Below are 23,971 nucleotides of genomic sequence, written 5' to 3' on the forward strand. Positions count from 1 at the left end.
CTATGCCGATCGCACACCCAAAACCGTACCTGAATGATTGCCGAACAAACATTTACTGACCAATATTTTCGGGTAAGAGCCCACTCCGAAACAATTTGTCAGGGGCTTGAAACCGAAGATTATGTAGTGCAACCCATTGTCGATGTTAGTCCGCCTAAATGGCATTTGGGGCACACAACCTGGTTCTGGGAAACCTTCGTTTTAATCCCTAACGCACCGAATTATCGACCCTTCCACGACGATTTTAGTTACGTATTTAATAGTTACTACGAGACAGTTGGCAAGCGTGTGTTGCGAACAGATCGTGGGAATCTGAGTCGCCCAACTGTGGAAGGCGTATACATGTACCGTGATTATGTGGATGAGCACATGAGCCGGTTCTTAAATAAGGCAGAGTTATCGCCTGAACTTCACGCGCTTATTGAATTGGGCCTGAATCATGAGCAGCAACACCAGGAATTGCTTATTACCGATATTAAGTACATTCTGGGTCACAATCCACTATTGCCGATTATTAAGATGCCTATCGTTGAGCACCAGCGACAGGAAAAAAAAGCGCCCGTTTCAATAAAGGAAGGCATCTATTTAGTTGGACATCCGTCTACCTCCCAATCGTTTCATTTCGACAACGAACTAGGCCAGCATAAGGTCTATCTGAACGATACAACACTCTATGGAAATCTGGTTACCAATGGCGAATACCTGGAGTTTATAGAAGCTGGTGGTTATACGAATTTCCGCCATTGGCTGTCGGATGGCTGGGCGTGGGTAAAAGCTAATGCTATAAAGGCTCCTTTGTATTGGCACCAGATTGATGGCGAGTGGTGGAATTATACATTCGACGGCCTAACGCCGATTGATTTGGCTGTTCCGGTTTGCCACGTGAGTCAATATGAAGCCGATGCCTATGCCCGCTGGAAAGGAACTCGTTTGCCTACTGAGTTTGAATGGGAAGTGGCCGCCGTGGACTCGGCCCCAGTACAGTCGACTAGTCGTCAACTTAACTGGGGGACTCGTTGGGAGTGGACCAATTCGGCCTATTTGCCTTACCCCGGTTTTATAACGGCAGAGGGGGCCGTAGGTGAATACAATGGTAAATTTATGAGTGGCCAAATCGTTCTGCGTGGGGCTTCGGTAGCTACTCCCGAAGGTCATTCGCGGCCGACTTATCGCAATTTTTTTCAACCAGACAAACGATGGCAGTACACGGGAATACGCTTGGTGGAATAAGCGAAGAGCATGGCGCAGGGGGCGCGGTGCTTGGAGTAGGGAGTACTGAGTTAGTTATAGATGATGTTAATGTCTTACTCCCTGCTCCTGTCTCCTTGCCACTTGCCGATGAAGTGCGGACGGGTTTGCAGAAAACCCCCAAGCGATTGTCGTCTCGGTTTTTCTATGATGCCGAGGGGAGCCGGCTGTTTCAGGAAATTATGCATGCGCCAGAGTATTACCTGACCCGTTCAGAGTATGAAATTCTGGATACGTATAAAGCTGATTTACTTCGCCAATTTGCAACTGATAACCGTCCATTTGAACTGGTTGAACTGGGTGCAGGCGACGGCCTGAAAACGAAAATTCTACTCGGATTCTTTGCCGATAAAAACGCCGACTTTACCTATGCTCCGGTCGATATTTCGGTTGATGCACTGGATGAGTTAGTGATTGATCTTCGCCAGAAATGGCCCGATCTTCGGCTTAACCCCCGCCATGATGACTATTTCAATGCCCTCGAGCAACTGTCGGAAGAATCAGACGCTCGTCGGGTTGTTTTATTTCTAGGCTCGAACATCGGCAACTTTGCACCACAAGATGCTATCGATTTTTACCAGCAGCTGCACGACCATCTCCAACCCGGTGATTTGGTGCTGACGGGCTTTGATCTACAGAAACATCCGGCTGTTATTCATGCTGCTTACAATGATAAGCAGGGGATAACACGAGCTTTCAATCTGAATCTGCTCCGACGAATCAATCGTGAACTAGATGCTAATTTCGACTTGAGCGCTTTTGATCATTACGAAGTATACAATCCCGAAACAGGCGAAGCGCGCTCGTATCTGGTGAGCCAGAAAGCGCAAACCGTTCAAATTGGCGCATTAGACATGACCGTGCCGTTCGACTACGGTGAAATCATTCATACCGAGATTTCCCGGAAATTTACACGGGCACAGATCGAAAACCTGGCTCACCAAACGGGCTTTTCGGTGACGGGCTGGTTTACCGATTGCAAAGGATATTTTGCCGATGTGGTGTTTGAGCGATAACAAACAAGCCCGACCAGTTACGGTCGGGCTTGCAGCACATAGTTTAGGTTAAGAAAAAGTAAGATTGGGTTATTGCTTGTCCCACCACACGTGGGTATCCAGATTATCAGGGCCTTGCCGAGTAACCGCTTCCTGGCGGTTAGCTGTATTGACAGATTGCTCAGAATCTGGATAAGATAAGCGGTAGATGAAATTCCCTTTTATTTCTTTACCCGGATAAGGGTTCGGTGTTAGCGCGGGAAATCCACTACGTCGGAAGTTAGCGAACAATTCAGGACCATTCAGGAACGAAACAATCCAATACTGGGTGTTAATCACTTCAAGCCCTTTTGCGGGATCATAGGGATTCTTTTGCAAATAAGCTGCGATGTTTGCATCCGAAACCAGCGATGTAGCGTCATAATCGCCCAACTGTTTCATGTGCGCTGTAACGCCGGCATTATAAAAGTCGGCAGCGTTTCCTGTTGTCCAGGTTCGCTGGGCCGCTTCAGCCAGCAGTAATTGTGTTTGCGCATACGTAACTAAGTAGCATGGGGCAAACTGACTCCCCATCCGGGTTCGATCCAACTGCGAATAATCGTAAAAACTGGCTAGTCCGTCGGCCGCGGCTTTGGCAGCAATCGTACCATTATCATAGCCCATTGGCATACCAATTTGTACCGACGGGTCACGATTGGCCTTCGCAGCGGTTTGTTCTGGGCCACTTTTAGCCCCTACGTAACGCACGGCAATAGACACCAGGCGAGGATCGGAAGTTGCTTTGAGGTAATTCACAAAGGCACCCGTGAGGTAATAGTTGGCCGCTTCGGTCGAATTGACAGTAGCGCCCACACCATTCGTATAGTTAGCATTATTGCGAATAACTGCATTATCGGCGTTTGAGGTCATCAGACCACCGGCAATAGCTTTCTGTACCGTCGATTGTGCCAGTGTAGGATTCACTTTCGAGAGCCGCATACCAACCCGCAACAACAGCGAATTGCCGAACTTTTTCCATTTTGCGATGTCGCCCCCGTAGGTAATCTCGCCCGCTTCTGTGGGTTTGGCTGCATCTAAAGCGGCCGTTGCTTCGGTTAGTTCTTTAATGAGGTCATTGTAAATGCTCTCCTGCGTATCATATTTCGGTATAACGTTTCCCGAAATATACCCGAGTCCAGCCTGGCTATAGGGAATATCGCCGTAGGTATCTGTTAGTACAGAAAAGACATAGGCTTTCCAGATACGGATCATATTATAGAGGTTAGTCCGATTGGCATCCGTTTTGGTTTGATTGGCTGCATCGACCAGATAGCGAACTACGTTCTGATAATATTGACGCCAGATACCGCCATTGTTGCCGGTGGGCCCTCTGTTGTCGATATTGAAATTACCCCCTGCATTGATACCAGAGTTCGGGGTGAATATCTGCTGAACGATAGGTTCCTCAAAAACCAGAATTGACCCCGGAAACGAGGTGCCAACCATGGCATTGTTAAACGTAAATACGGGATTAAGCGTTGTTGCCGCTGTCGGGTTGATGTTCAGTTCATCGAACCCTTTGTCACAACTGCTAGTGACCAGAAGTAGGGCAAGCAGTGGTAGTATAAAAAATATCTTTTTCATGAAATTCGTTTAAAATTTAACGTTCAGGTTGAAACCAACACTACGAGTGGTGGGTAAACCAGTCGATTCCAGACCAATCAGGTTATCGGAACTGAAGCCGAATTGTTCAGGATCAATGTTGGGCACCCATTTCTTCAGAATTGCTACATTGTTGGCTACTGCGCTCAGGCGTACTCCTTTGATGAACAAGGTTTTGGGTAATAGTTTAGTGAAATCATAGCCAAGACTAATCTGACGTAGTTTCCACAAACCTGCATCATAAACCACCTGCTCACCCAGGCTTTTCGAGCGCCCTACGGAATAGTAATCCTGCACAAATGCCCGAACGGCATTGACTTCGCCTTTCTCGTTTACGCCAGGGCCAACCATCTTGTTGTCTGGGTCACCTCGTCCTACTAAGGTTTCCTTTTGCAGTCCGTGCCGGAAGGCATTCAGGTTAGTGCCCGAAATCATTTTGCCACCCAGTTTAAAGTCGATCAGTACCGACAGGCTCACTCCTTTATAATTGAACCCGTTGGTAATACCACCTACGAAACGGGGTAGTGCAGACCCAAACGAAATCGGTGCATCGGTTCGTACAGGCAGACCGTCGGTTCCATTGATAAGCTGCCCATCTGCGGTGCGCTTATACCCATAGGTATACAACTGGCCCAATTGCTGGCCCACTAACTGCCGTAATTCACCGACGTAGATACCCGTGCCTACAACAATTTGCTCACCTGGTGTGTCGGTTATGAGCCGGAGTAACTTGGTTTGGTTATAAGACCCGTTGAAGGTTACATCCCAGAAGAAATTTTTCGTCCGTATCGGCGACAGGTTCAACAATACCTCGATGCCCTGATTGCGGCTTTGACCGCTGTTGATAAGCGAACTGGTATAACCCGACGCATCAGACGATTGCTTGGCAACGATCTGGTCGCTGGTGATTTTGCTGTAAACAGCCACATCTAAACCCACCCGGTTGTTGAATAACTTCAATTCCAAGCCTAACTCCGTTTCGGCTACGCGACTTGGTTTGAGCGTGGTGCTTGGAACCGTGTTAGAGGTAATGTACCCCAGCGGTTGACCATTGCCAGCTGGATTTGGGAAGAGGTTGGCATTGACGCCATAGAAGAGATTATTCGAGTAGGGGCCTACGTCGCCATCGCTACCCACTTCGGCATAAGCCGCTCGTAACTTACCGAAGTTCAACCAGGAAGGTAAGTTGTTGAAGGCTTGAGAAAAGACAAAGCTACCCGTTACCGACGGATACAGGATGCTGCGGTTGGCCGGAGACAGCGTTGAGAACCAGTCGTTCCGAACCGTTCCGTTCAGGTAAAGGAAGTCTTTGTACGAAAACTCGGCGGCTCCATATAACGAATTTACTTTCCGCTCACTCAAGCTGTACTGTGGGTCTTTTACCCGGCCATTCTGAGGTGTATAAAGCCCCCGAACAACAAAGTCAGTGGCTAGAACACTGTTCAGATCACTCCGGCGATACAGTTGGTTACCCCCTGCCGTAAGGTCAATACCAAAGACCCCGAATTTATGATTGGCACCAATCAGGAAGTCCGTATTCAACTCACGGAACCGACGAGCCTCCTGTACATACGCACCATTGACGAACCCGGCTGGAGCAGCGGCCAACGAGGCCTGACCCGTTGGGAAGTTATAATCCTGATCTCGCGACCAGTAATCCTGCCCAACCCGGCCCTGCACATATAACCAGTCCGTGACGTTATAGCGGGCAGAAACATTGCCAAACAAGCGGTCCCGTCGGATGTTCTCGAATTTATAATTCATGACGAAATAGGGGTTCGTCCGGTTCATAAACCGTGAATAGATAAACTCATTACCCGTTGCTGGATTGATTTGGTTCGCTTCCAGTAAATCAAGTGGCATGGAGTTGGCCAGCGTATAAATTACCGTAGGCGTGCTGTTATCCTGTTGAGCAATCTGAGGTGGGTTTTTGTTGTACTCATTGGAGTAGTTGAGCGTGCCCGTAACTGTGAGTCGGGGTGACAGATTATAGCTGAAACCCAGGTTGATCGTTTTACGGCTAAAGGTGTTATTTCGGGCAATACCTTTGTTATCCAGATTTGACAACGACAGGTTAAGACCACCTTTCTCATTACCTGTCGAAACGGCAATGGAGTTCGTCATTGTGGAGCCGTCGCGATAGAACGTATTGATCCGATTCCGAACCGGAGCATAAGGAACGGTTACGCCCCCAAACAAAACCTGCGTCTGACCGGCAAACTTTTCGCCAAAACTCCATACACCTGAGGTTGGGTTAGGAGCCGTAGGCCGAACACCATATTCCCCCTGGCCATACTCATACTGATAATCGGTGTAGTCTAATGGGTGATCGGATGTGAAGTTCATGTTGTAGGTAACCCCAATTCCCTGACCCGTTCCTTTGGTTTTGGTGGTAATCAGGATGGCACCGTCTTTGGCCCGTGAGCCGTAGAGAGCAGCAGCCGTGCCGCCTTTCAAAACGGTCATTCCTTCAATATCGTCGGGGTTGATTGAAGATAATCCGTCACCACCATCGGAGTAATTCCGATCGCGGTTACTAATGGAGTTGTCACTACCTGTATTCCCGTTGTTCTGGCCAAAATTGGTGTTATCGACGGGAACACCATTGATAACAATCAGGGGTGAGTTCTGCCCCGAAAATGACGATTGGCCCCGTATGCGAATTTTACTGGTACCAGCTGCGCCTGTACCGAGGCTGCTGATGTTTACGCCCGCAATTTTACCTTGAAGTGCATTGATAAAGTTAACCGAGCGGTTAGTAGTAACCTGTTCCGGGTTAACGATGGCTGTAGCATAGCCTAATCGTTTTGCTTCTTTTTTGATACCCAGCGCCGTTACAACTACTTCGCCCAAGCTCTGCTCGGCTTCTTTCAGAGTAATAGTTAATTGGGTCTGATTGCCAATAGCCACGGTCTGACCCTCAAAACCAATAGAGCTGAAAACGAGGGAAACGTTGGGCGCAACGTTCAGAGTAAAATTACCATTCCCATCGGTGGTCGTTCCGAGTTGTGTATCCTTGACCAGGATATTGACACCAGGAACGGGTTGTTGATCCTTGCTGGATATAACGCGGCCCGTGACTCGGCGATCCTGCGCCTGAGCCAGATTTGTGAGTAAGAAGGCGGCCCAAAGAAAAAAGCAACAGGCGCTCATCCTCATTCGTACATTGTGTTTCATTATAGGACAGATTGGTTGTTTTTTTTACTTATGTATCTAAATAAGACAAATTAATCTTATTTAGTTATTATGTAATAAAGTGTGAATTTGACACTATTTATATTCTGTTCCAAGATCAGATTAAAAAAAATTTGGAATACTGAAAAGTGATATCCACCTTTGTCCATAAACCTAGAAGGAAGGTGTTTTCAAGGGTTCGAAAACGAGTGTTCTTTTCGGGAAGAGGCTTAGTAACAGTGTGTTGCGCCGTTTTTCTCTTTGTTGAGTAAAACTGAAAACACCTTTGAGCATGACTTAATGCTGGACAAAACCACTTTTGTCGTTCATTAATCGGCCTTTAGAAGTGATTTTTTTAGTTTAATGACCTGATTTTTTCAGCAAACGACAGTTTGCTTTTCATTGACAGAATTACTATAGTAATTCTGTATACTAAATAGATTTATAGTAATTTTAACTTAATTGAACATCAATGGTACTCACTAAACACCCAGTTGCCATCCAGCCATTGGCAACTTTAACTGATGCCCAAGTAGCCTTTTTCAACAAAAACGGATTTCTACATATTAAAAACTTTGTTAATCGCGATACAGTACAGCTTTTTCTGGAGGAACTACAGCGCATAGAAGCGAACTGGCTTGCCGAGAAAGTGGATAAGATCAATGGAACGCCCCTGAAATTCGGTCGTGACGAAAACGGGCGGCCTATTGTACAGCGATTTGCGTTTGCCTCCCTGTTTAGCCCTGTATTGCGCGAGTTCCTGCACGATGAGCGTTTACAAGGGCTCACATCCTTACTACAACCCTACGACGGTCGTATTAGTGAGGAGGAGAAAGACGGTTTAGTGGTCAACCACTACGTTCGCACGCCTGAAAGCAATTTCTCGCGCATGGGCTGGCATACCGACAGTCCGCGTGATCTATTCCTGGGTCATCGTATTCGCCCAATGCTGAACGTGGGTTTGCATTTAGATGACTGCCCTAAGAGTAACGGTGGCCTCCGTGTGTTGCCTGGTACGCATAAGCAAAATACCCTGATGACCTTGTTCCGGAAGCGGCAGTTCATCGACCACCGTCCCGATCGGCGTGAGGTTGGGTTCGATATCGAAGCAGGCGATCTAACTATTCATAATGGCAGCTTATGGCATCGCGTCGAGCAGTCGCCTAAACTGGGCGCCGAAAGTCGCCGTCGGGTGATGTACATTCCCATTATTACAGGCGATTACCAGCCAAAAAGCGCTTCCAGTAAAACGCCGTTTTATCACCGTTTCGCGGCCAGAATCCAGAATTAAGCGTGGGAGTAAACTGGCGCGGGTATTTACCCGTGCCTTTTAGTGTAGCCAGTATTTACTGGGGCTCTCGCTCTGTCTATACTTTCGTCAGCGAATGCTGACTGAATTAAAAGGCACGGGTAAATACCCGCGCTAGCCTATATCAATACGATTTTACTCATGCATGTTAATTGGCTTGCGTTTGCTATTCCGCTCTTCCTATTTTTTATAGGGGTGGAATATCTTGTCGCGAAACGGCAGAAGAAGACCTATTTCCAGTTCAATAACTCAATCGCCAACCTGAACGTTGGTATTGCCGAACGATTGCTGGACAGTTTCACCGTTGGGGTATTTTATTTCTGGTATGATTACCTGCATCGGCACTACGCGTTTCTCGATATTCGGGCGAGTGCCTGGGGCTGGATCGGGGTGTTCATCGCAACAGACTTTGTCTGGTATTGGTACCACCGGTTGGCGCACGAAATCAACGTGTTTTGGGCTGTTCACATCGTGCATCATCAGAGCGATGATTTCAACTATACGGTTTCGGCCCGAATTACTGTTTTTCAGGCAATTCTTCGCACAGGATTCTGGTCTATTTTGCCTATTATTGGTTTTCCGCCAGCCATGATTACGACCATTCTGCTGCTTCATGGGCTGTACCCATTTTTTATCCACACGCGTACGATTGGCAAATTAGGTTGGCTCGAATATATTCTGGTGACGCCTTCGCATCATCGGGTTCATCATGCCAGTAACCCAGAATACCTGGACAAAAACTACGGTGATGTACTTATTATATGGGACAAGCTATTTGGCACATTTGTGGAAGAAAATGAAGAACCCGTTTATGGCTTAACCAAACCGCTCGACAGTCATAGTTTTTTATGGCAGCATTTTCATGGGTTGCTGGAAGTGTTAGTTGCCACCCGGCGGGCAAGCGGCTGGTCGGCGAAGTGGAAGGTTTTATTTGGGCGCCCCAACTCGGTCGACCCGCATATTCGGGAGGAACTGGAGGAGCGATTTTTATCGGGCGATGCTGCCAGTCGGACAGCTATTCATACAAAAAGTCGCCGGTTTAAAGGGTATGTTATTGGGCAGATGGCTGGTATACTGTTGATTCTGTTTACCTTCCTGCTGATGGAATCGTATGTACCGGGCTATCTCCAGTTTCTGACCGCCCTGTTTATACTTTTAACGTTGATTAACTGTGGTGCCCTACTCGAACAGCGACAGTGGGTACTATATCTTGAAATTGGGCGGGTCGCAGTGCTTTGGCTGGCCTTATATAGTGTGTTAGGTTACCCCATGATTATTGTGCTGGGCTACATTGGTGCCTTGTCGCTTTGGGCGTATTTCTCTGGTATTCAAAAACGATATTTTCAGTTGTTATACGGTTCCTCACTATGAAATACACGGATTCATCTATCAAGCCCCTGAACATCTATTCGGGTAGTTTTTTCGGTTTATGGTTGCTGGCTATGTTCGCGTCGGTTGGCTGGCGAACTACCGACGAACCGTCCTATAAAGCACAGATTGACGAATGGCATCAAAACCGCCTGAAGTCACTTAAAAGTGAATCCGGCTGGTTGAACATCGCGGGTTTATTCTGGCTGAAGGAGGGCGAAAATAAAGTGGGTGGCGATCCTGGTAATGATATCGCGTTTCCATCTGGCAAAGCACCCGCTCAATTAGGAACCTTTCAACTCACCAAAGGAGCGGTCTTATTTACTCCGGCGCCTGAAGCGACTGTCCTCGTTGACCGGTCGGCTATAGGTACGGAAAAGCCACAACCTGTGCTGACAACCGAAACGATTTTTTCGCCGGAAAGCAAAAAGGCCGTTGTGTTGCAACACGGATCACTCCGCTGGTTCATCATCAAACGGGGTGAAAAATACGGGGTTCGGTTGCGCGATCTGGAAAGCCCACTGTTGAGTGAGTTTCGTGGAATTAACCGCTATCCAGTGGATGAAAGCTGGAAGGTAAAAGCTCGTCTGGAAGTCCCATCAGAACCCAAAACCATTCCGATTATGGATGTACTTGGGCAGATTTCTCAGTATCCGTTGGCTGGTACACTCGTTTTTGAGCGAGGGGGCAAAACCTATCGCCTGGATGCGGCAGGCGAAGGGGAAAAATTGTTTATCCTATTCGGCGACCCAACCAACACCCAAGATACCTACGGCACTGGCCGATTCTTATACGCACCCAAAGCAGGCCCCGATGGCACAACCACGCTTGACTTCAATCAGGCGATCAATCCACCCTGTGCCTTCACAACCTTTGCCACCTGCCCCTTGCCGCCGAAGCAAAACAAGTTGGCACTGGCCATTACAGCGGGCGAAAAACGGTACAGTGAGCACTAGTTTTTATGATGGTAGATTCTATTGATTTTGTTGATTCTTTAGATTCCTAGAAAATGGGATAGTTAGCAATTAACACATGTCCATTGGTCATTCGGGTCTGGGTGCGTAGTTCTTTGCTAAGGATCAAGAGAATCTAAAGAATCAATAGGAGCAATAGAATCTAAATTCGTCCTTCCCTACATGAAGAGTAATCTCAACGCTAACGGAGCCGAGCACTTCCATAATCTGGCCTATCAGGATCAGTTGAACCTGATCTGGCAGCAGGGAATTCTGCTCGAAGCACGACGGATTCCCGGTTTCTGGCTGCATTTGTATGCCGTCAATACTTTTTTTGTGGAGATGTGGATTTGCCAGCGAAAGTATAGTGCTAATTTGGTGCGCGTTCTGACCGACACCAGCGAACTGGAACCCTATATCGACAAATTATCGCTGGGTGAATTATTTTCCGATGGCCATAATACGGCTTTGTAAGTACTAATGACGAATCATACATCGACACTGGCGAATCTGAAATCCAAATTACCTACCGTTGGCACAACGATTTTTACGGTTATGTCGAAACTGGCGACCGAAACCGGGGCTATCAATCTATCACAAGGTTTTCCGGGTTTCGATTGTTCGCCCGAATTGGTTTCGCTGGTTGAGAAATACTTGCGGGACGGGTTTAACCAGTATGCGCCCATGACGGGCGTTCCGACTTTACGAGAAGCGATTGCTCAGAAAACGGCCGATCAGTACGGCGTAAATTATAATCCCGAAGCTGAAATCACGGTTACCTCTGGTGCAACCGAAGCCATCTTTGCGGCCGTCTCAGCCGTCATTCGTCCGGGTGATGAAGTTGTAGTATTGGAACCCGCCTACGACAGTTACGTACCTGCCATCGATCTGAACGGTGGTGTACCGGTCTACGTAACACTGACGCCCCCCGATTATAGCATTAACTGGCAGGCAGTGCACGACAAAATCACGGATAAAACCCGGCTGATTATGGTCAACACCCCGCACAACCCCACAGGGCATGTCTGGACGGCGGATGACTTGGCGCAGTTGGCGAATCTGGTCCGTGATCGTAATATCTGGATTGTGAGCGACGAAGTGTACGAACATATTCTATTCGATGGACGCGTTCATCATTCACTCATGACGCACCCTGAACTGCGGGAGCGCACGTTTATTATCGGATCGTTTGGCAAGACGTTTCACATTACAGGCTGGAAAATTGGCTATTGTCTGGCGCCTGCTGCCTTAAGTATCGAGTTTCGAAAGATTCACCAATACCTGACATTCAGTACCGTTACGCCCATTCAATACGCCCTGGCCGATTACCTGAAAGAGCCTGAACATTACCAGGCATTACCGGATTTCTACCAGCGTAAGCGCGACCTGTTTCTGGCTGGCTTAGAAGGTTCCCGGTTCACCTGGAAACCAGCGGAGGGGAGTTTCTTCCAAACGGTTTCGTACACTGCCATTACCGATGAGCCGGACTATGATCTGGCCATTCGGCTAACGAAAGAAATTGGCGTGGCGTCGATTCCGGTTTCGGTCTTTTATCATCAGAAAAACGATTACAAAATCCTGCGATTCTGCTTTGCTAAAGATGACGCCGTTCTGGCCGAAGCCGCCGAGCGATTGCGTAACTTATAGGCCCAAACAGGCTTCGGCTGTTTGACGTTGATCATACGAATAAACAAACAGCCGGAGCCTGTTTGAGCCTTAGCTATGTCTCGCATCAAACCTCTTCCCTACGACGAAGCGACGCCCGATGTTCAGGCCGCTTTTGATGCACACGTTGCCGATTATGCCGGTAGCCGCATCACCAACATGAAAGCTACGTTGGGTCGCTCGTTGCTGTCGTTTCAGATCTACATGCAATGGTACCCATTGTATGAGCAGGTCAAAGGAATTTTAGGCGATCGACTGGCGTACCTGTATGCGCACGCGATTTCGGAGGGGTCGGATTGTCCGGTATGCACCACGTTTTTTCGGCGGATCATTATCGATCATGGTGAACGACCTGAAGATATAGAACTGACGGATCATGAACAGGAGATCGTTAATTTCGGCAGCGCTATTGCCCAGAATAAGGGGGAGGTTTCGGATGAACGTTATGCGCCCATTGCCGAACGCTATTCCGATGCCCAGATCGTTGTGCTGGTTGCGTTTGCCGGTCAGATGATTGCTACGAACGTATTTAATAATGTGCTGGAGGTAGACGTCGATGAATACCTCTATCCGTACCTTCCGTTGACTCAACCACAAACCAGTTCTGACAAATGAGTGATTTGCAAGGCAAGGTAGCGTTCATTACGGGCGCTGCTCACGGACAGGGGAGGGCGGTAGCACTGGCCTTAGCGAAAGCTGGAGCGCACATTGTCGCCTTCGATCTGGCAAAACCACTGACGTATCCGGGTTACACTCTCGGCTCTGAAAGTGAGCTGGAATCGCTACAACGGGAAGTCGAAGCCCTGGGCGTAACCTGCCTGACTGTACAGGGCGACGTTCGGCGGGATAGCGATATAAAACCGGCGGTTGATACGGCTGTTGCTGAATTGGGACGGATCGATATTCTGTTCAACAATGCGGGCATTTGCGCCTACGGACTGGCTCATGAATTACCCGAAGAGGAATGGGACGCTATGCTCGACATTAACCTGAAAGGCGCCTGGCTGGTGGCCAAACGGGTAATTCCGGTGATGATGGAGCAGAAATCGGGCGTTATTATCAATAACTCGTCTATTGCCGGACTTCGGGGCATGAATCGCCTGAGTCATTACGCTGCCTCGAAATGGGGCCTGGTTGGCCTGACCAAATCGTGGGCGATTGAACTGGCTCCGTATAACATTCGCGTCAACTCCATTCACCCAACTGGCGTCAATACGCCTATGAACGACGGTCTGGCCGAGCTGGAAGGCACTACAACACAGGAAATCGCCGAACGTTCGGCAGGAAATCTGCTCCCTGTTCCCTGGGTTGAACCCGAAGATGTTTCGGCTATGGTCTTATATCTGGTTTCGGATGGCGCTCGCTATATAACCGGATCGCAGTTTGTGCTGGACGCGGGTTTATTAACCCGGTGATTGGTAGCGAAGGCAGGATGTCCGCGCTATTTATCCATCTTCCCTTCATCGAAAAACCCCTGCAAAGGGGCTTTTTTTTGCTCAAAACTTCACGAATATGGCTTTAAAGGGGGCTTTTCTCTCTGAATCAAACTAGTAAGCATCCGTCATTTATCTTGCTTTTATTCGATTTTCAATAGTAAATTTGAGATTGGTTATGTTAAGAATATGTTAAATAATTATTAACAAATTGTTAAAAATATGAGAAAAATTCTCCATGAATTGCCACTCAAAAGGCTATCTCTCACCGTGATAGCCTTTTTGATTTCTGGATTCGTATGGGCGCAGACCACCATTCAGGGAACGGTTCTGGATGCCAAAAAGGAGCCACTGGTGGGTATCAACGTTTTGGTGAAAGGTACTACGCGCGGAACGGTTACCGATGTTTCTGGCAAATTTTCGGTCAATGCCGATCCTGCTTCTACTCTTATTTTTTCCGGCGTTGGCTTTGTTAAACAGGAAGTTACCATCGGAAATCAAACCGATATTTTAGTGACGCTTTCGGAAGATAATGCCGTTCTGAGCGAGGTTGTCGTAACGGCGTTGGGTATCAAACGTGATAAGCGATCGCTGGGCTATTCGATTCAGGAATTGAATGGGCAGGATATTGCCGCTGCCAAAGAAGCCAACGTAGCAACTACGCTGGCTGGGAAAATGGCAGGTGTTCAGGTTACGCGTTCGGCTAATGGCGCAGGTGGTTCGTCGCGGGTGATTATTCGCGGAGCTAACTCGCTGGTTGGGAATAGCCAGCCGCTGTACGTGATCGATGGGATTCCGATGGATAACCAGAATCCCAAAGCACCTGGTAGCTCAGGGGGTATTGACTATGGTGATGGTATCTCGAACATCAACCCAGAAGATATTGAAACGATTTCTGTGCTGAAAGGTCCTAATGCAGCGGCCTTGTATGGGCAACGGGGTAGTAATGGCGTTGTCCTGATTACAACCAAGTCGGGTAAAAATCGTAAGGGGATTGGGGTTAAATACGGCATTGACTATTCGATGGGTAATGCACTGGTTTTGCCTGATTTTCAGGACGAATACGGGCAAGGACTGGATGGTACATTCACCAATTTTCGGGGTAACGATGGCAAAGTTTATACCTGGGCTGCTGCGCAGGCTGCTGGTATTCAGGGCGTACCCAAAATGAGTGGCGGTCGTGATCGATTCACCCGCGCTAGCTGGGGTCCTCGGATGGAAGGGCAACAATACGAAGACCAATGGGGGAATTTGCTGAGCCTGACTCCACAGCCCAATACCTTCCAGACGTTTTTCAACACCGAAAAGCAGGCAGTCAATAACCTGAGTCTGGAAGGTGGCAATGAGGCCGTAAACTATCGGATTGCCTATTCCAATACGAACATCAACGGCTACGTGCCTACCAATACGCTCACTCGAAATAATATCAGCTTACGGACGGTGGCCAAAGTAACCTCAAAGTTAGAGGCCGATGTGAAAGTGAACTATATCGCGCAGGCGGGGGTGAACCGTCCGACAGTTTCGGATGCGGCCGATAACCCGGCTTATATCTTTATCAGCCAGCCCCGAAGCATGCCAATGGACATTCTGGCCAATTCCTCCTGGACGGCTGCTGATATAGCCAAGCAACTGGGGTATGGTACAACGCCCTTCGTTGGTCTGGAAAAAACATATGCCACCAACTCATCGACGGCTAACCCGTACTGGACTATGACGCGCACTCGTAACTCCGACGATCGTCGCCGGATTATCGGCTTGGTTAAATTGAGCTATCAGTTCAACGACTGGATTCGCCTGACAGCCCGGACGGGTACCGACTTTTACACCGATCAGCGGTTCCGCTACCGCGATAAGGGGACGTACGTAACGACCAACAAAAACGGCGATATTAACGAAGAGGTCACCCGCACGCGGGAAGATAACAGCGATGTACTGTTGTCCCTTACGCCCAAAATCTCGGAAGATTTTTCCCTTGCCCTGAATGTTGGAGCCAATCACCAGCGGTATTATTCCCGAACAACGGGTAATACGGGTAATGAATTTATTGCACCTAATCTGTTCATTATCAATAATACACTTACCAATTCGTACGTGTTTGGTCTGACCGAATCGTCGATCAATTCGGTGTATGGTTCGGGATCGGTTGGTTATAAGGAAATGGCGTTCATTGATTTCTCAGCCCGGAATGACTGGTCGTCGACGTTATCGCCCAAGAACAATTCATTCTTTTACCCAGCCATCAGCGGAAGTCTGATCCTGACCGATGCATTGCGTTTACAGAGTTCGACACTGAGCTTTTTGAAGGTGAGAGCTTCCTGGGCGCAAGCGGGTAGTTCGGGTAGCCCGTATCAGTTGAACGGGAATTACTCGCTGGATCAATACACTCAGGGTGGCATTCCGTTGGCGTCGTTTGCCTCTACCATCCCCGATCCGAACCTGAAAAACGAGTTGACGACCTCAAATGAATTTGGTCTGGAAGCACGTTTGTTCAAAAATCGGGTGGGGGTGACGTTTGCCTATTACAATGCAAGCACCAAAAACCAGATTCTGAACGTGCCACTGCCACCGTCGAGTACGTTTACATCGCGACTGATCAATGCGGGAGAAATTCAGAATCACGGTATCGAACTGTCTGTGAATGCAACGCCTGTGAAACTGGCGTCCGGTTTCTCCTGGGATGCAACGCTGAACTACTCGCACAACCGAAACGAAGTGGTATCGCTGGCTGAAGGCGTTTCAACCTACATTTTGGGCAGCGACCGAGGTGTACAGGTTATTGCCACACCGGGTAAACCATTCGGTACTATTCTCGGCAACGGATTCCAGTGGCTTCGGGATGGGAATGGGAACCGCATCATCGATCCATCAACGGGCCTGCCAGTGAAAACGAATGCCAAAATCCTCTACGAAATGGGTAATGCGCTACCGAAATGGATTGGTGGTTTCAACAACGTGTTCCGCTATAAAGGGCTGATGCTGTCAGGCCTGATCGACGTCAGCCAGGGTGGTAAAGTTTACTCGCAAAGCTTGCGGGAAGAGCTGATTTATGGCACCATTAAGAAGACCTTGCCCGGTCGGGATGGCAGTTATGTGGCTGAGGGTGTCGTTGGTTCGAAATCGGCCGATGGAACCTGGACCGGAACCGGACAGGTCAATACCAAAACCGTTCGCGCCCAGGATTACTGGAACGTAATTGCGCCTGATAAAGACAACGTCGTATCGGAAGAGATGCTGAATGACGCGAGCTACGTAATGCTTCGGGAGATGACGCTTAATTACAGTATTCCAAGCAAATGGGTGAGCAAAACGCCATTCCGCAACATTCGGGCGGGTGTTTATGGTCGGAACCTCTTCTATTTACAGCGGAAAACAGACGGATTTGCGCCCGAAGCGTCGTCGTTCAACGTCAATAACTCCTCGTTGGGTCTGGAATCGACCGCCTTGCCCTTGCTCCGGTATTTTGGATTTAGCCTTAACTGCGAACTGTAAATCATGCGTTGAATCAATGGGATTCAATCCGCCAAACTTGATTGATTAATGAAAAAGATACTAACACCCATTTGCATTGCCCTGGCTTTATTGATGTCGCAGGCTTGTACAGATGATTTTGAAAAAATAAATACACCGCCCACCTCCGTTACGGTTATCGATCCCGGTCTGGTGCTCTCGAAAGTGCAACGCGATGCGGCCTTTGCCGAAGGATTCGAATATCCTAATAACCAGTTTGGTTCGTGGGTACAGCACTGGGCGGGTGGTGTACTGATTTCGAGTTCGCGCTATATTCAGCAGGCCGACACCGATCTCTGGGCAAACCATTATGTTTATTTGCGGAACATTAGTCAGATCAGAAACCAACTCCTAAAAGGGTTGGAAAACGATCCTAAAGGCCGAACCAAACTAGCTATTGCCCGGATTGTCGAGATTTCGATCTGGCAGCGGTTAACGGATTTATTTGGCGATGTACCCTATTCGCAAAGTGCGCTGGGCGTCGAGAATGTGAGTAATCAGCCTGTGTTCGATACGCAGGAGTCGGTTTATAAATCGCTGATTACGAGTCTCGATGCAGCCATATCCCAGCTGAATGCGACAGACGAAAGCTACGGCAGCGCCGATTTTTATTACAAAGGCGATGTGGCGAAATGGAAAAAGTATGGTAACTCCCTGAAGCTTCGGCTAGGTATGCGAATTCGCTATGCCGATCCAGCGCTGGCGCAGAAAACCGTTACCGAAGCCATGGGTCAGCCGTTGCTGGAGTCGAATGCTGATAATGCCGTCATCCCAACCTACAACGATGCCACCAACGCCAACGTCCACCCCGTGTTGAATCACTGGCTGGCCGGAAGTCCTGACTTGAAATACCTGGCCGATACGTTTGTGAATCAACTGGTTAACACAAGCGATCCTCGTTTGCCACGGCTGGTTGAACCGACCGTTAATTCGGTGAAAGCCGGAAAGCCTGCTTATAAAGGTATTGGTGTAGCCCTGACGGACGCCCTGCTGAAAACCATCATTAAGGACGACTATTCGACCGCTTCGCAGACCACGTTTTTTAATAAAGCGTACTCGCCTGCCATTCCCTGCGCCCAGTTTACGTTTGCGGATGTAAGTTTCTATAAAGCGGAGGCCGCTCTGGAAGGATGGGGCTCAACAGCCGATCAGGCAGAGAAATTCTACCAGGATGGTGTTAAAGCGGCTATGTCGATGGCACCTTACAACGTAACGACGATTCCGGCTACGTACACGGAACTGTCGTTCACGGGTTTGACCAAAGAACAAAAACTCGAAAAAATTGGGACGCAGAAATGGATTCAGTTGTTTGGCCGTTCGTATGAAGCCTTCATCGAATGGCGGAGAATGGGCTATCCTAAGCTGACACCCGGACCAAATCTGGGCTCGACAAACGGGCAAATTCCCCGTCGGTCGGTGTATTCTACGCAGGAAGCCTTGCTCAATAAAACCAATTACGATGCCGCCGTCGCTCGATTCGCCAGTGGCGATTCGTACTTAAGCAAAGTGTGGTGGGATAAGCGGTAATTTAGTAGCGTGGACAGGATTGATGTTTACAAAATAACCGATCGATACATCCCGTAGGGATTAAACAGCGTAGCGTCGGTAGTAAATATAATCCCTACCTAGAACCATCGTGCCGTAGGTACGCAACAAATCAGTTCGTTGCGTACCTACGGCACGCTTAGTTAGTCTTGCAAATCGCTTCTTCTACCAACGCTGCGCTGTTAGGCCCCTAAGGGGGCAGAAATATGCCAGATTTACTATGAACAATGATTTCCGTGTTATATTACACCATCGGCAACAACGGAAACTGGCCCATCAATACCGTCTGAATATCATTGGATGGCAGATTGAGCCACTGTTGTAAAACCGTTGCGTAAACCGACCGGAAGTCGTGTTGCATCGCTACGTTGTCGTTGACGGTGACATTGGTTGGCAATTGCGGATTTGTTCCGATTACGCCCCCTTTAACCGTATTGCCAAAATAGAAAACCGGCGCAGCCGCGCCGTGATCGGTGCCACCGCTGGCATTTGATTTGATGCGTCGGCCAAATTCAGAAAACGTCATGCCCATTACCCGATCGGTGGCATTCAACCCTTTTAAATCATCCATAAACGCACCAACAGCTTCGGATACCCGGCGCAGTAACTGAGCCTGCGCACCCGTCGTTGTGTCGTCGGCTTCGACCTGTTTTGCGTGCGTATCGAAACCGCTTAGACTCACCAGATACACTTTGGTTCGTAACCCTCCACCAATGAGCCGGGCTACGATTTTTAGCTGATCGGCAAGGGGGTTTTTACCCGGTGCGGGGTACTTATCCGACTGTTTGGTAATGCTCTGAGCCGCCTTCTTGATCACGCCCGCATATTGATCTGTCTTCTGCGAAACTTTCTCCAGATAGGCCAACTGATTACCCCAACGGGTATTCGGCGTTGTTTCGGTTTTGTCTTCAACCAGATCATAAAACGAAGATGGATTGCTGATTGCGAGGCCCATCGGGAACGCTGGTCCCTGAAACGCCGACGCAACAACCGACCCTATTTGAATCGCCAATGGATCAGGCATGGATTCGGTCGGATATTTTTCGGGAAACCCCGGAAAGGTGTCGTTCAGATATCGGCCCGCCCAACCGGTGTTCAGGATTTTGTCGGAGTCGGAACCTGTCATCCAGATATCGGTTGCCCGAAAATGGGAGAAGTTTGGTTTGGGGTAACTAACAGCCTGAACGATTCCTGCTTTTCCTTCATTAAAAAGCTGCTGAATTTCGGTCAGTGCAGGGTGTAGTGCTACCGTATCGGCTCCGTTCAGTTTCAGGATTTTGTTTTGTGGGAGTGCAATATTCGGGCGGGCGGCTTGATACGCGCCGTACTGATCGACTGGAATCACTGTATTCAGCCCATCGTTGCCGCCAACCAGTTGAATCAATACCAGCACCCGGTCATTCGGCAAATCTTGCCCAATAGCAGGCATCAGCGACGTTTGCGCCATTGCCCGAACTGAATAGCCGCTCAGGAACTGGGGCAACACAACCCCAGCGAGCGCAGTCTGTTTTATGAAGTCTCGACGTTGCATAGATAAAGAGTGAAAGAGCGAATAAGCGAAAGAGCGAATAAGGCTTGTCAGCAATTTTCGCTCTTTCACTCATTCATTCTTTCGCCATTAAGTGAGTTGATACTGAGGCAAATTCATCAGGTACTTGTACAGGCTTTTTAGCTTTTTTGTTACGTTGGTTTTGTTGGCTACATCGTCGGGCGTGGCGGTTAGGTTTTGCCAGGCTTGTGTCCAGTAATGATCCGACATACCGCCCTGTAAACCCGACAGCAAGATGCTCGTCTTGATGTACTGTTTGTCTTTGTCGGGCAGTTCGATGGCATATAAACGCCGAACGGCGTCGTCAATCAGCGCAACAGGATCGCCGGGATTGGGTAGCGATTGGGTGAAGGCTACAACATCGATCATCAGTTTTTTGCCATTTCGGCTAATGTTGCCGTTAGTCATGCCATCCGAAAATACATTGCGTTTGGGCAGCGTATCGGAATTTACCCAAAGACGATCAAACATCGGCTCCTGATAATAGGCAGGCCAACCCGCTACATTCGGCGGATCGCCGATATTCTGCTGCATGTTTGCCGTCTGATTCTGAATAGCAAACCAAAGACCGTATTGATCGACGTAGGCAGTGGCATCAGGAAACGCAATATCATATTCCCGACAAAGCCCTACGGTATAATCGAGGGGGCTTTTGATAAGCGCTCCCCGATTATTCGCGTCAAAAAAGTGCTGGCTCCCAAACAGTTCACGCAATACCGGTTTGATCTCGTATTTATTCGCCCGAAATACAGCCGCCAGGGGCGTGATCACATTGGCTTCGGTATTGGCATCGATCTCATGATAAACGAAATACCGATAGAGCTTTCGGCAGATAAAGCGAGCTACCTCGTCCTGGGCGAAAATCATCGTCAGCAGATCATCCAGTTCCTGTTCACCTTCTGGCCCCCGTCGACCTTTGATGATCGTATTCTGGTAAAAGTCCGAAAACGTTTTGTCGTTGCTGTCGTGCCGACCAGGATCAAAAATGCTGACGAACGTGGTGGTGTCGTTTCGAAAGCCGGTCAGCACTTTCGCAGCGGCTTTGACATCAGCTTCGGTGTAGTGTGAGCCGGGGCCTTTCCCTACGGTGAACAGTTCCTGCAATTCACGACCGTAATTTTCATCCGGCGCTTTTTTGTTGTTCGAATTACCATTAAGGTATTTCAACATGGCCGGATCTTTCGTCACGGCTTTTACCAACTCTTTAAAATTTCCTAATGCGTGGGTCCGCATCAATGCATTGTTCCGATAACACATCAGCGCATTGTCGACCATGTTGCTTTCCGTAACGAAATGGTTGTGCCAGAAGACCACCATTTTCTCGCGTAACGTCCGGTTTTGATTGAGCATCAGGCCCAGCCACCACGCTTTGAGTGAATTTTTCCGGCGGTAGTTATTCATGCCATCATAGTTGATGGACGTTATCCAGGTTTCGCCGGGGTTGATTTCGTCGTCGGTGAATTTATCGTCGTTGTAGTTATTGATGGGTGGGAGTGGGGCGGGCTCATCGGCCAGCAGTTCATTCAGCGCTTTTTTGAGCGAGAGCGTTTGCAGATGCGCCACGTCGGCGGGTTTCGCGCCAAACATCGTGCGTCGGAGCAAATGCTGCACATCGGTAGCCGTCCATTTAGCGCGGAATGGCTCAAGTTGAGCCTGGGTTTCTGTGTTTGCCATGCGTTGATTCGTGTGGTTGACTATCCCTCAGGTAAGCTATTAACACGAAATAGAACGCATTGGCCCACTTTTAACAGAAGTTTAACTGAAATAAAGCGCTCCCGTTTGCTCAACCGTCCTTGGTTTCCTGCCACTCATCAAGTCCGGCAACCGTTCCGGTAGTTTGTAATGCATAGTACCATCTTAAGCCTATATCTTTGACTCAACAATCGGGAACAACCCCGCTAAACAGTAGACAACAACAAAAAACATAACGAACATGAAAACGCTCATCAAATCACTCGCATTAGCTCTTACTTTAGGTGTTGCTACCTCTGCCGCTACCTTTGCCGAAGTTAATCCTGGAACAACGGCAGTCTCTTATCAGTCAGCTGTTTACACAACCGTTGCTGGTAAACTGAGCATTGCCCTTGACAAGCAAAAAGGAGGTACCGTGGATGTTAGCCTGAAAGATGCCGAAGGCAAAATCGTTTACTCGCGTCATCTTGGCAAAAATGAAAGCCAATACCGCACTCGCCTGAATCTGAGTGATTTGCCCGATGGCGTTTATCAGGTCGAGATTACCAACGGTGTCGAAACCACTTCGCACAAAATAACGATTGCCACCCAACAACCTGTAACCCCAAGCCGCGTTATCGCGCTGAATTAGTAATCACATCTAGTAATATAACAAAGCCGCTCCTGATTATCGGGAGCGGCTTTTTACATGGCGCGAGTATTTACTCGTGCCTTCTTACTTAGTCAGCATTCGCTGACGGGACAACATAGCCAGTGCGCCAGTAAATACTGGCAATATTAATAGGCACGAGTAAACACTCGCGCCAGTTTAATCCCTAAAATACCCCCGGTCTGCCTACAAGTAACCGGCTAATAGGCCGGTAGTCGGTGAATTCAATGTCGGGGGCTACGTACCCTGGCTTGATGGGTTCTTCCTTGACTAAATCGGTGCTGAGGTATTTTTTGTTGCTGTCGCAAAGGATCGTTACAACGCGGGCTTCGGGGCCTAATTCGCGCACGAGATTGATGGCTCCAATCAGGTTCGCCCCCGACGAAATCCCGACGGCAACGCCTAATTGAAGCGCCAGTTTCTGCGCGACCAGAATAGAGTCACCATCGTTGGCTTGAACTACTTTGTCCAGTTCGTTTAGTTTCAGAATATCCGGGATGAACTCATCGAAAAAGCCCTGAATGCGGTGCGTACCTGTTTTGTAGCCCACTGATAACGTTGGCGACTCGGCAGGTTCGAGTGGGTGAATGTGAATATCAGGCTTCCGCGATTTGAGGTAGCGTCCTACGCCCATTACGGTGCCGCCCGTACCCACTCCGGCCACAAAAGCATCGGGCGTAATATCTACTCCCTGGAGTTGCAGCCAGATTTCCTTGCCCGTTGTCAGGCGATGGGCTTCGGCATTATATTGATTGGCAAACTGACGCGGTAAAAACACATTTGGATCGCTGGCTGCCAGTTCTTCCGACCGACGAATAGCCCCCATAAAGCCACCTTCTTCTTTAGTAAACAGCACGATATCGGCTCCCAAACTACGGATAATATCGATCCGTTCCTGACTGATGCCAGCGGGCATAATAATCGTAACGGGGTGCCCTAATGCCCTGCCCACTGCCGAAAACGCAATGCCCGAACTGCCGCTGGTGGCTTCCACAATACGATCGCCAGGTTTGATATGTCCTTGCCGATACGCCTGATGCAATACATGAAGCGCCATTCGGTCTTTCATGCTGCCCGTCAGATTATAGTGTTCGCATTTAACATAGAGCGAACGCGGTCGCCCCTGATCGGTATAAAAAAGCTCGAGCATGGGCGTATTGCCCACCAGATGCCACAGGTGTTCAAATTTCTCCTGAATGGCCGGTTTGATGCTGGTTTCGGTAGATGAAGTCATAGGTATTGA

17 protein-coding genes are annotated in these 23,971 nt (G+C 48.7%); 12 read left to right on the plus strand and 5 right to left on the minus strand.

Translation table 11 applies throughout. From position 1 onward, the window contains the following. Positions 1–33: 33 nt before the first annotated feature. Positions 34–1,230, plus strand: a complete 1,197-nt coding sequence (gene egtB, locus ACYVGR_RS19980) for an ergothioneine biosynthesis protein EgtB (RefSeq protein ID WP_460959904.1) — start codon at positions 34–36, stop codon at positions 1,228–1,230. Then, positions 1,197–2,264 carry an L-histidine N(alpha)-methyltransferase gene (gene egtD / locus ACYVGR_RS19985; protein ID WP_460959906.1) on the plus strand — a complete coding sequence of 356 codons (1,068 nt, stop codon included), beginning with the start codon at positions 1,197–1,199 and terminating at the stop codon, positions 2,262–2,264. Before egtB ends, egtD begins: the two co-directional genes overlap by 34 nt. 69 nt (positions 2,265–2,333) lie before the next feature. Here egtD and ACYVGR_RS19990 read toward each other — a convergent pair whose 3' ends face one another. Then, positions 2,334–3,866, minus strand: a complete 1,533-nt coding sequence (locus ACYVGR_RS19990; protein WP_460959908.1) for a SusD/RagB family nutrient-binding outer membrane lipoprotein — start codon at positions 3,864–3,866, stop codon at positions 2,334–2,336. A 9-nt stretch (positions 3,867–3,875) separates the two neighbouring features. Next, complete coding sequence (locus ACYVGR_RS19995) at positions 3,876–7,061, minus strand: SusC/RagA family TonB-linked outer membrane protein (RefSeq protein WP_460959910.1); 3,186 nt, start codon at positions 7,059–7,061, stop codon at positions 3,876–3,878. A gap of 469 nt (positions 7,062–7,530) precedes the next feature. On the opposite strand from ACYVGR_RS19995, the gene ACYVGR_RS20000 reads away from it, so the two are divergent. The 9 genes from ACYVGR_RS20000 to ACYVGR_RS20040 all read left to right on the plus strand — a co-directional run bounded on the left by ACYVGR_RS20000 (position 7,531) and on the right by ACYVGR_RS20040 (position 18,820). Beyond that, positions 7,531–8,349, plus strand: coding sequence for a phytanoyl-CoA dioxygenase family protein (locus ACYVGR_RS20000; protein WP_460959912.1), 819 nt, complete (start codon positions 7,531–7,533; stop codon positions 8,347–8,349). A 159-nt stretch (positions 8,350–8,508) separates the two neighbouring features. Continuing rightward, positions 8,509–9,738, plus strand: coding sequence for a sterol desaturase family protein (locus ACYVGR_RS20005; protein ID WP_460959914.1), 1,230 nt, complete (start codon positions 8,509–8,511; stop codon positions 9,736–9,738). Next, the gene (locus ACYVGR_RS20010; protein ID WP_460959916.1) at positions 9,735–10,691 is read left to right on the plus strand and encodes a DUF1684 domain-containing protein; all 957 of its coding nucleotides are present in this window, start codon (positions 9,735–9,737) and stop codon (positions 10,689–10,691) included. Before ACYVGR_RS20005 ends, ACYVGR_RS20010 begins: the two co-directional genes overlap by 4 nt. Before the next feature lie 180 nt (positions 10,692–10,871). Next, the gene (locus ACYVGR_RS20015) at positions 10,872–11,162 is read left to right on the plus strand and encodes a hypothetical protein (protein ID WP_460959918.1); all 291 of its coding nucleotides are present in this window, start codon (positions 10,872–10,874) and stop codon (positions 11,160–11,162) included. Positions 11,163–11,168: 6 nt separating this feature from the next. Continuing rightward, a complete protein-coding gene (locus tag ACYVGR_RS20020; RefSeq protein ID WP_460959920.1) occupies positions 11,169–12,335 on the plus strand; it encodes a methionine aminotransferase in 1,167 nt (388 codons plus the stop codon). Positions 12,336–12,410: 75 nt separating this feature from the next. Continuing rightward, positions 12,411–12,968, plus strand: a complete 558-nt coding sequence (locus ACYVGR_RS20025; RefSeq protein ID WP_460959922.1) for a carboxymuconolactone decarboxylase family protein — start codon at positions 12,411–12,413, stop codon at positions 12,966–12,968. Continuing rightward, entirely contained in the window at positions 12,965–13,768 is an 804-nt protein-coding gene (locus ACYVGR_RS20030) for a mycofactocin-coupled SDR family oxidoreductase (RefSeq protein WP_460959924.1), read from the plus strand. The genes ACYVGR_RS20025 and ACYVGR_RS20030 overlap by 4 nt, the downstream gene beginning before the upstream one ends. Positions 13,769–14,008: 240 nt before the next feature. After that, positions 14,009–17,275, plus strand: a complete 3,267-nt coding sequence (locus tag ACYVGR_RS20035) for a SusC/RagA family TonB-linked outer membrane protein (protein ID WP_460959926.1) — start codon at positions 14,009–14,011, stop codon at positions 17,273–17,275. Positions 17,276–17,323: 48 nt separating this feature from the next. Next, a complete protein-coding gene (locus ACYVGR_RS20040) occupies positions 17,324–18,820 on the plus strand; it encodes a SusD/RagB family nutrient-binding outer membrane lipoprotein (RefSeq protein ID WP_460959928.1) in 1,497 nt (498 codons plus the stop codon). Positions 18,821–19,082: 262 nt separating this feature from the next. Here ACYVGR_RS20040 and ACYVGR_RS20045 read toward each other — a convergent pair whose 3' ends face one another. Both ACYVGR_RS20045 and ACYVGR_RS20050 read right to left on the minus strand, forming a co-directional pair. Then, complete coding sequence (locus ACYVGR_RS20045) at positions 19,083–20,369, minus strand: DUF1501 domain-containing protein (RefSeq protein ID WP_460959930.1); 1,287 nt, start codon at positions 20,367–20,369, stop codon at positions 19,083–19,085. A gap of 87 nt (positions 20,370–20,456) precedes the next feature. Continuing rightward, positions 20,457–22,061 (minus strand): DUF1800 domain-containing protein, encoded by a 1,605-nt coding sequence (locus ACYVGR_RS20050; RefSeq protein WP_460959932.1) that lies wholly within the window; start codon positions 22,059–22,061, stop codon positions 20,457–20,459. A gap of 259 nt (positions 22,062–22,320) precedes the next feature. Between ACYVGR_RS20050 and ACYVGR_RS20055 the strand changes: the two genes are divergently transcribed. Then, positions 22,321–22,710 (plus strand): T9SS type A sorting domain-containing protein, encoded by a 390-nt coding sequence (locus tag ACYVGR_RS20055; RefSeq protein ID WP_460959934.1) that lies wholly within the window; start codon positions 22,321–22,323, stop codon positions 22,708–22,710. A 184-nt stretch (positions 22,711–22,894) separates the two neighbouring features. Here the strand turns inward: ACYVGR_RS20055 and ACYVGR_RS20060 are convergent, their stop codons facing one another. Continuing rightward, a complete protein-coding gene (locus ACYVGR_RS20060) occupies positions 22,895–23,962 on the minus strand; it encodes a PLP-dependent cysteine synthase family protein (RefSeq protein WP_460959936.1) in 1,068 nt (355 codons plus the stop codon). Between the last annotated feature and the right edge of the window lie 9 nt (positions 23,963–23,971).

Source organism: Spirosoma litoris, assembly GCF_054776755.1.

Excerpts from the sequence above, each read along its gene's own strand:
- ACYVGR_RS20055 (WP_460959934.1), top strand. The coding sequence starts at position 22,321 with ATGAAAACGCTCATCAAATCACTCGCATTAGCTCTTACTTTAGGTGTT.
- ACYVGR_RS19990 (WP_460959908.1), bottom strand. The coding sequence starts at position 3,866 with ATGAAAAAGATATTTTTTATACTACCACTGCTTGCCCTACTTCTGGTC.
- egtB (WP_460959904.1), top strand. The coding sequence starts at position 34 with ATGATTGCCGAACAAACATTTACTGACCAATATTTTCGGGTAAGAGCC.
- ACYVGR_RS20010 (WP_460959916.1), top strand. The coding sequence starts at position 9,735 with ATGAAATACACGGATTCATCTATCAAGCCCCTGAACATCTATTCGGGT.
- ACYVGR_RS20020 (WP_460959920.1), top strand. The coding sequence starts at position 11,169 with ATGACGAATCATACATCGACACTGGCGAATCTGAAATCCAAATTACCT.
- ACYVGR_RS20015 (WP_460959918.1), top strand. The coding sequence starts at position 10,872 with ATGAAGAGTAATCTCAACGCTAACGGAGCCGAGCACTTCCATAATCTG.
- ACYVGR_RS20025 (WP_460959922.1), top strand. The coding sequence starts at position 12,411 with ATGTCTCGCATCAAACCTCTTCCCTACGACGAAGCGACGCCCGATGTT.
- ACYVGR_RS19995 (WP_460959910.1), bottom strand. The coding sequence starts at position 7,061 with ATGAAACACAATGTACGAATGAGGATGAGCGCCTGTTGCTTTTTTCTT.
- egtD (WP_460959906.1), top strand. The coding sequence starts at position 1,197 with ATGGCAGTACACGGGAATACGCTTGGTGGAATAAGCGAAGAGCATGGC.
- ACYVGR_RS20005 (WP_460959914.1), top strand. The coding sequence starts at position 8,509 with ATGCATGTTAATTGGCTTGCGTTTGCTATTCCGCTCTTCCTATTTTTT.
- ACYVGR_RS20030 (WP_460959924.1), top strand. The coding sequence starts at position 12,965 with ATGAGTGATTTGCAAGGCAAGGTAGCGTTCATTACGGGCGCTGCTCAC.
- ACYVGR_RS20050 (WP_460959932.1), bottom strand. The coding sequence starts at position 22,061 with ATGGCAAACACAGAAACCCAGGCTCAACTTGAGCCATTCCGCGCTAAA.
- ACYVGR_RS20045 (WP_460959930.1), bottom strand. The coding sequence starts at position 20,369 with ATGCAACGTCGAGACTTCATAAAACAGACTGCGCTCGCTGGGGTTGTG.
- ACYVGR_RS20000 (WP_460959912.1), top strand. The coding sequence starts at position 7,531 with ATGGTACTCACTAAACACCCAGTTGCCATCCAGCCATTGGCAACTTTA.
- ACYVGR_RS20040 (WP_460959928.1), top strand. The coding sequence starts at position 17,324 with ATGAAAAAGATACTAACACCCATTTGCATTGCCCTGGCTTTATTGATG.
- ACYVGR_RS20060 (WP_460959936.1), bottom strand. The coding sequence starts at position 23,962 with ATGACTTCATCTACCGAAACCAGCATCAAACCGGCCATTCAGGAGAAA.
- ACYVGR_RS20035 (WP_460959926.1), top strand. The coding sequence starts at position 14,009 with ATGAGAAAAATTCTCCATGAATTGCCACTCAAAAGGCTATCTCTCACC.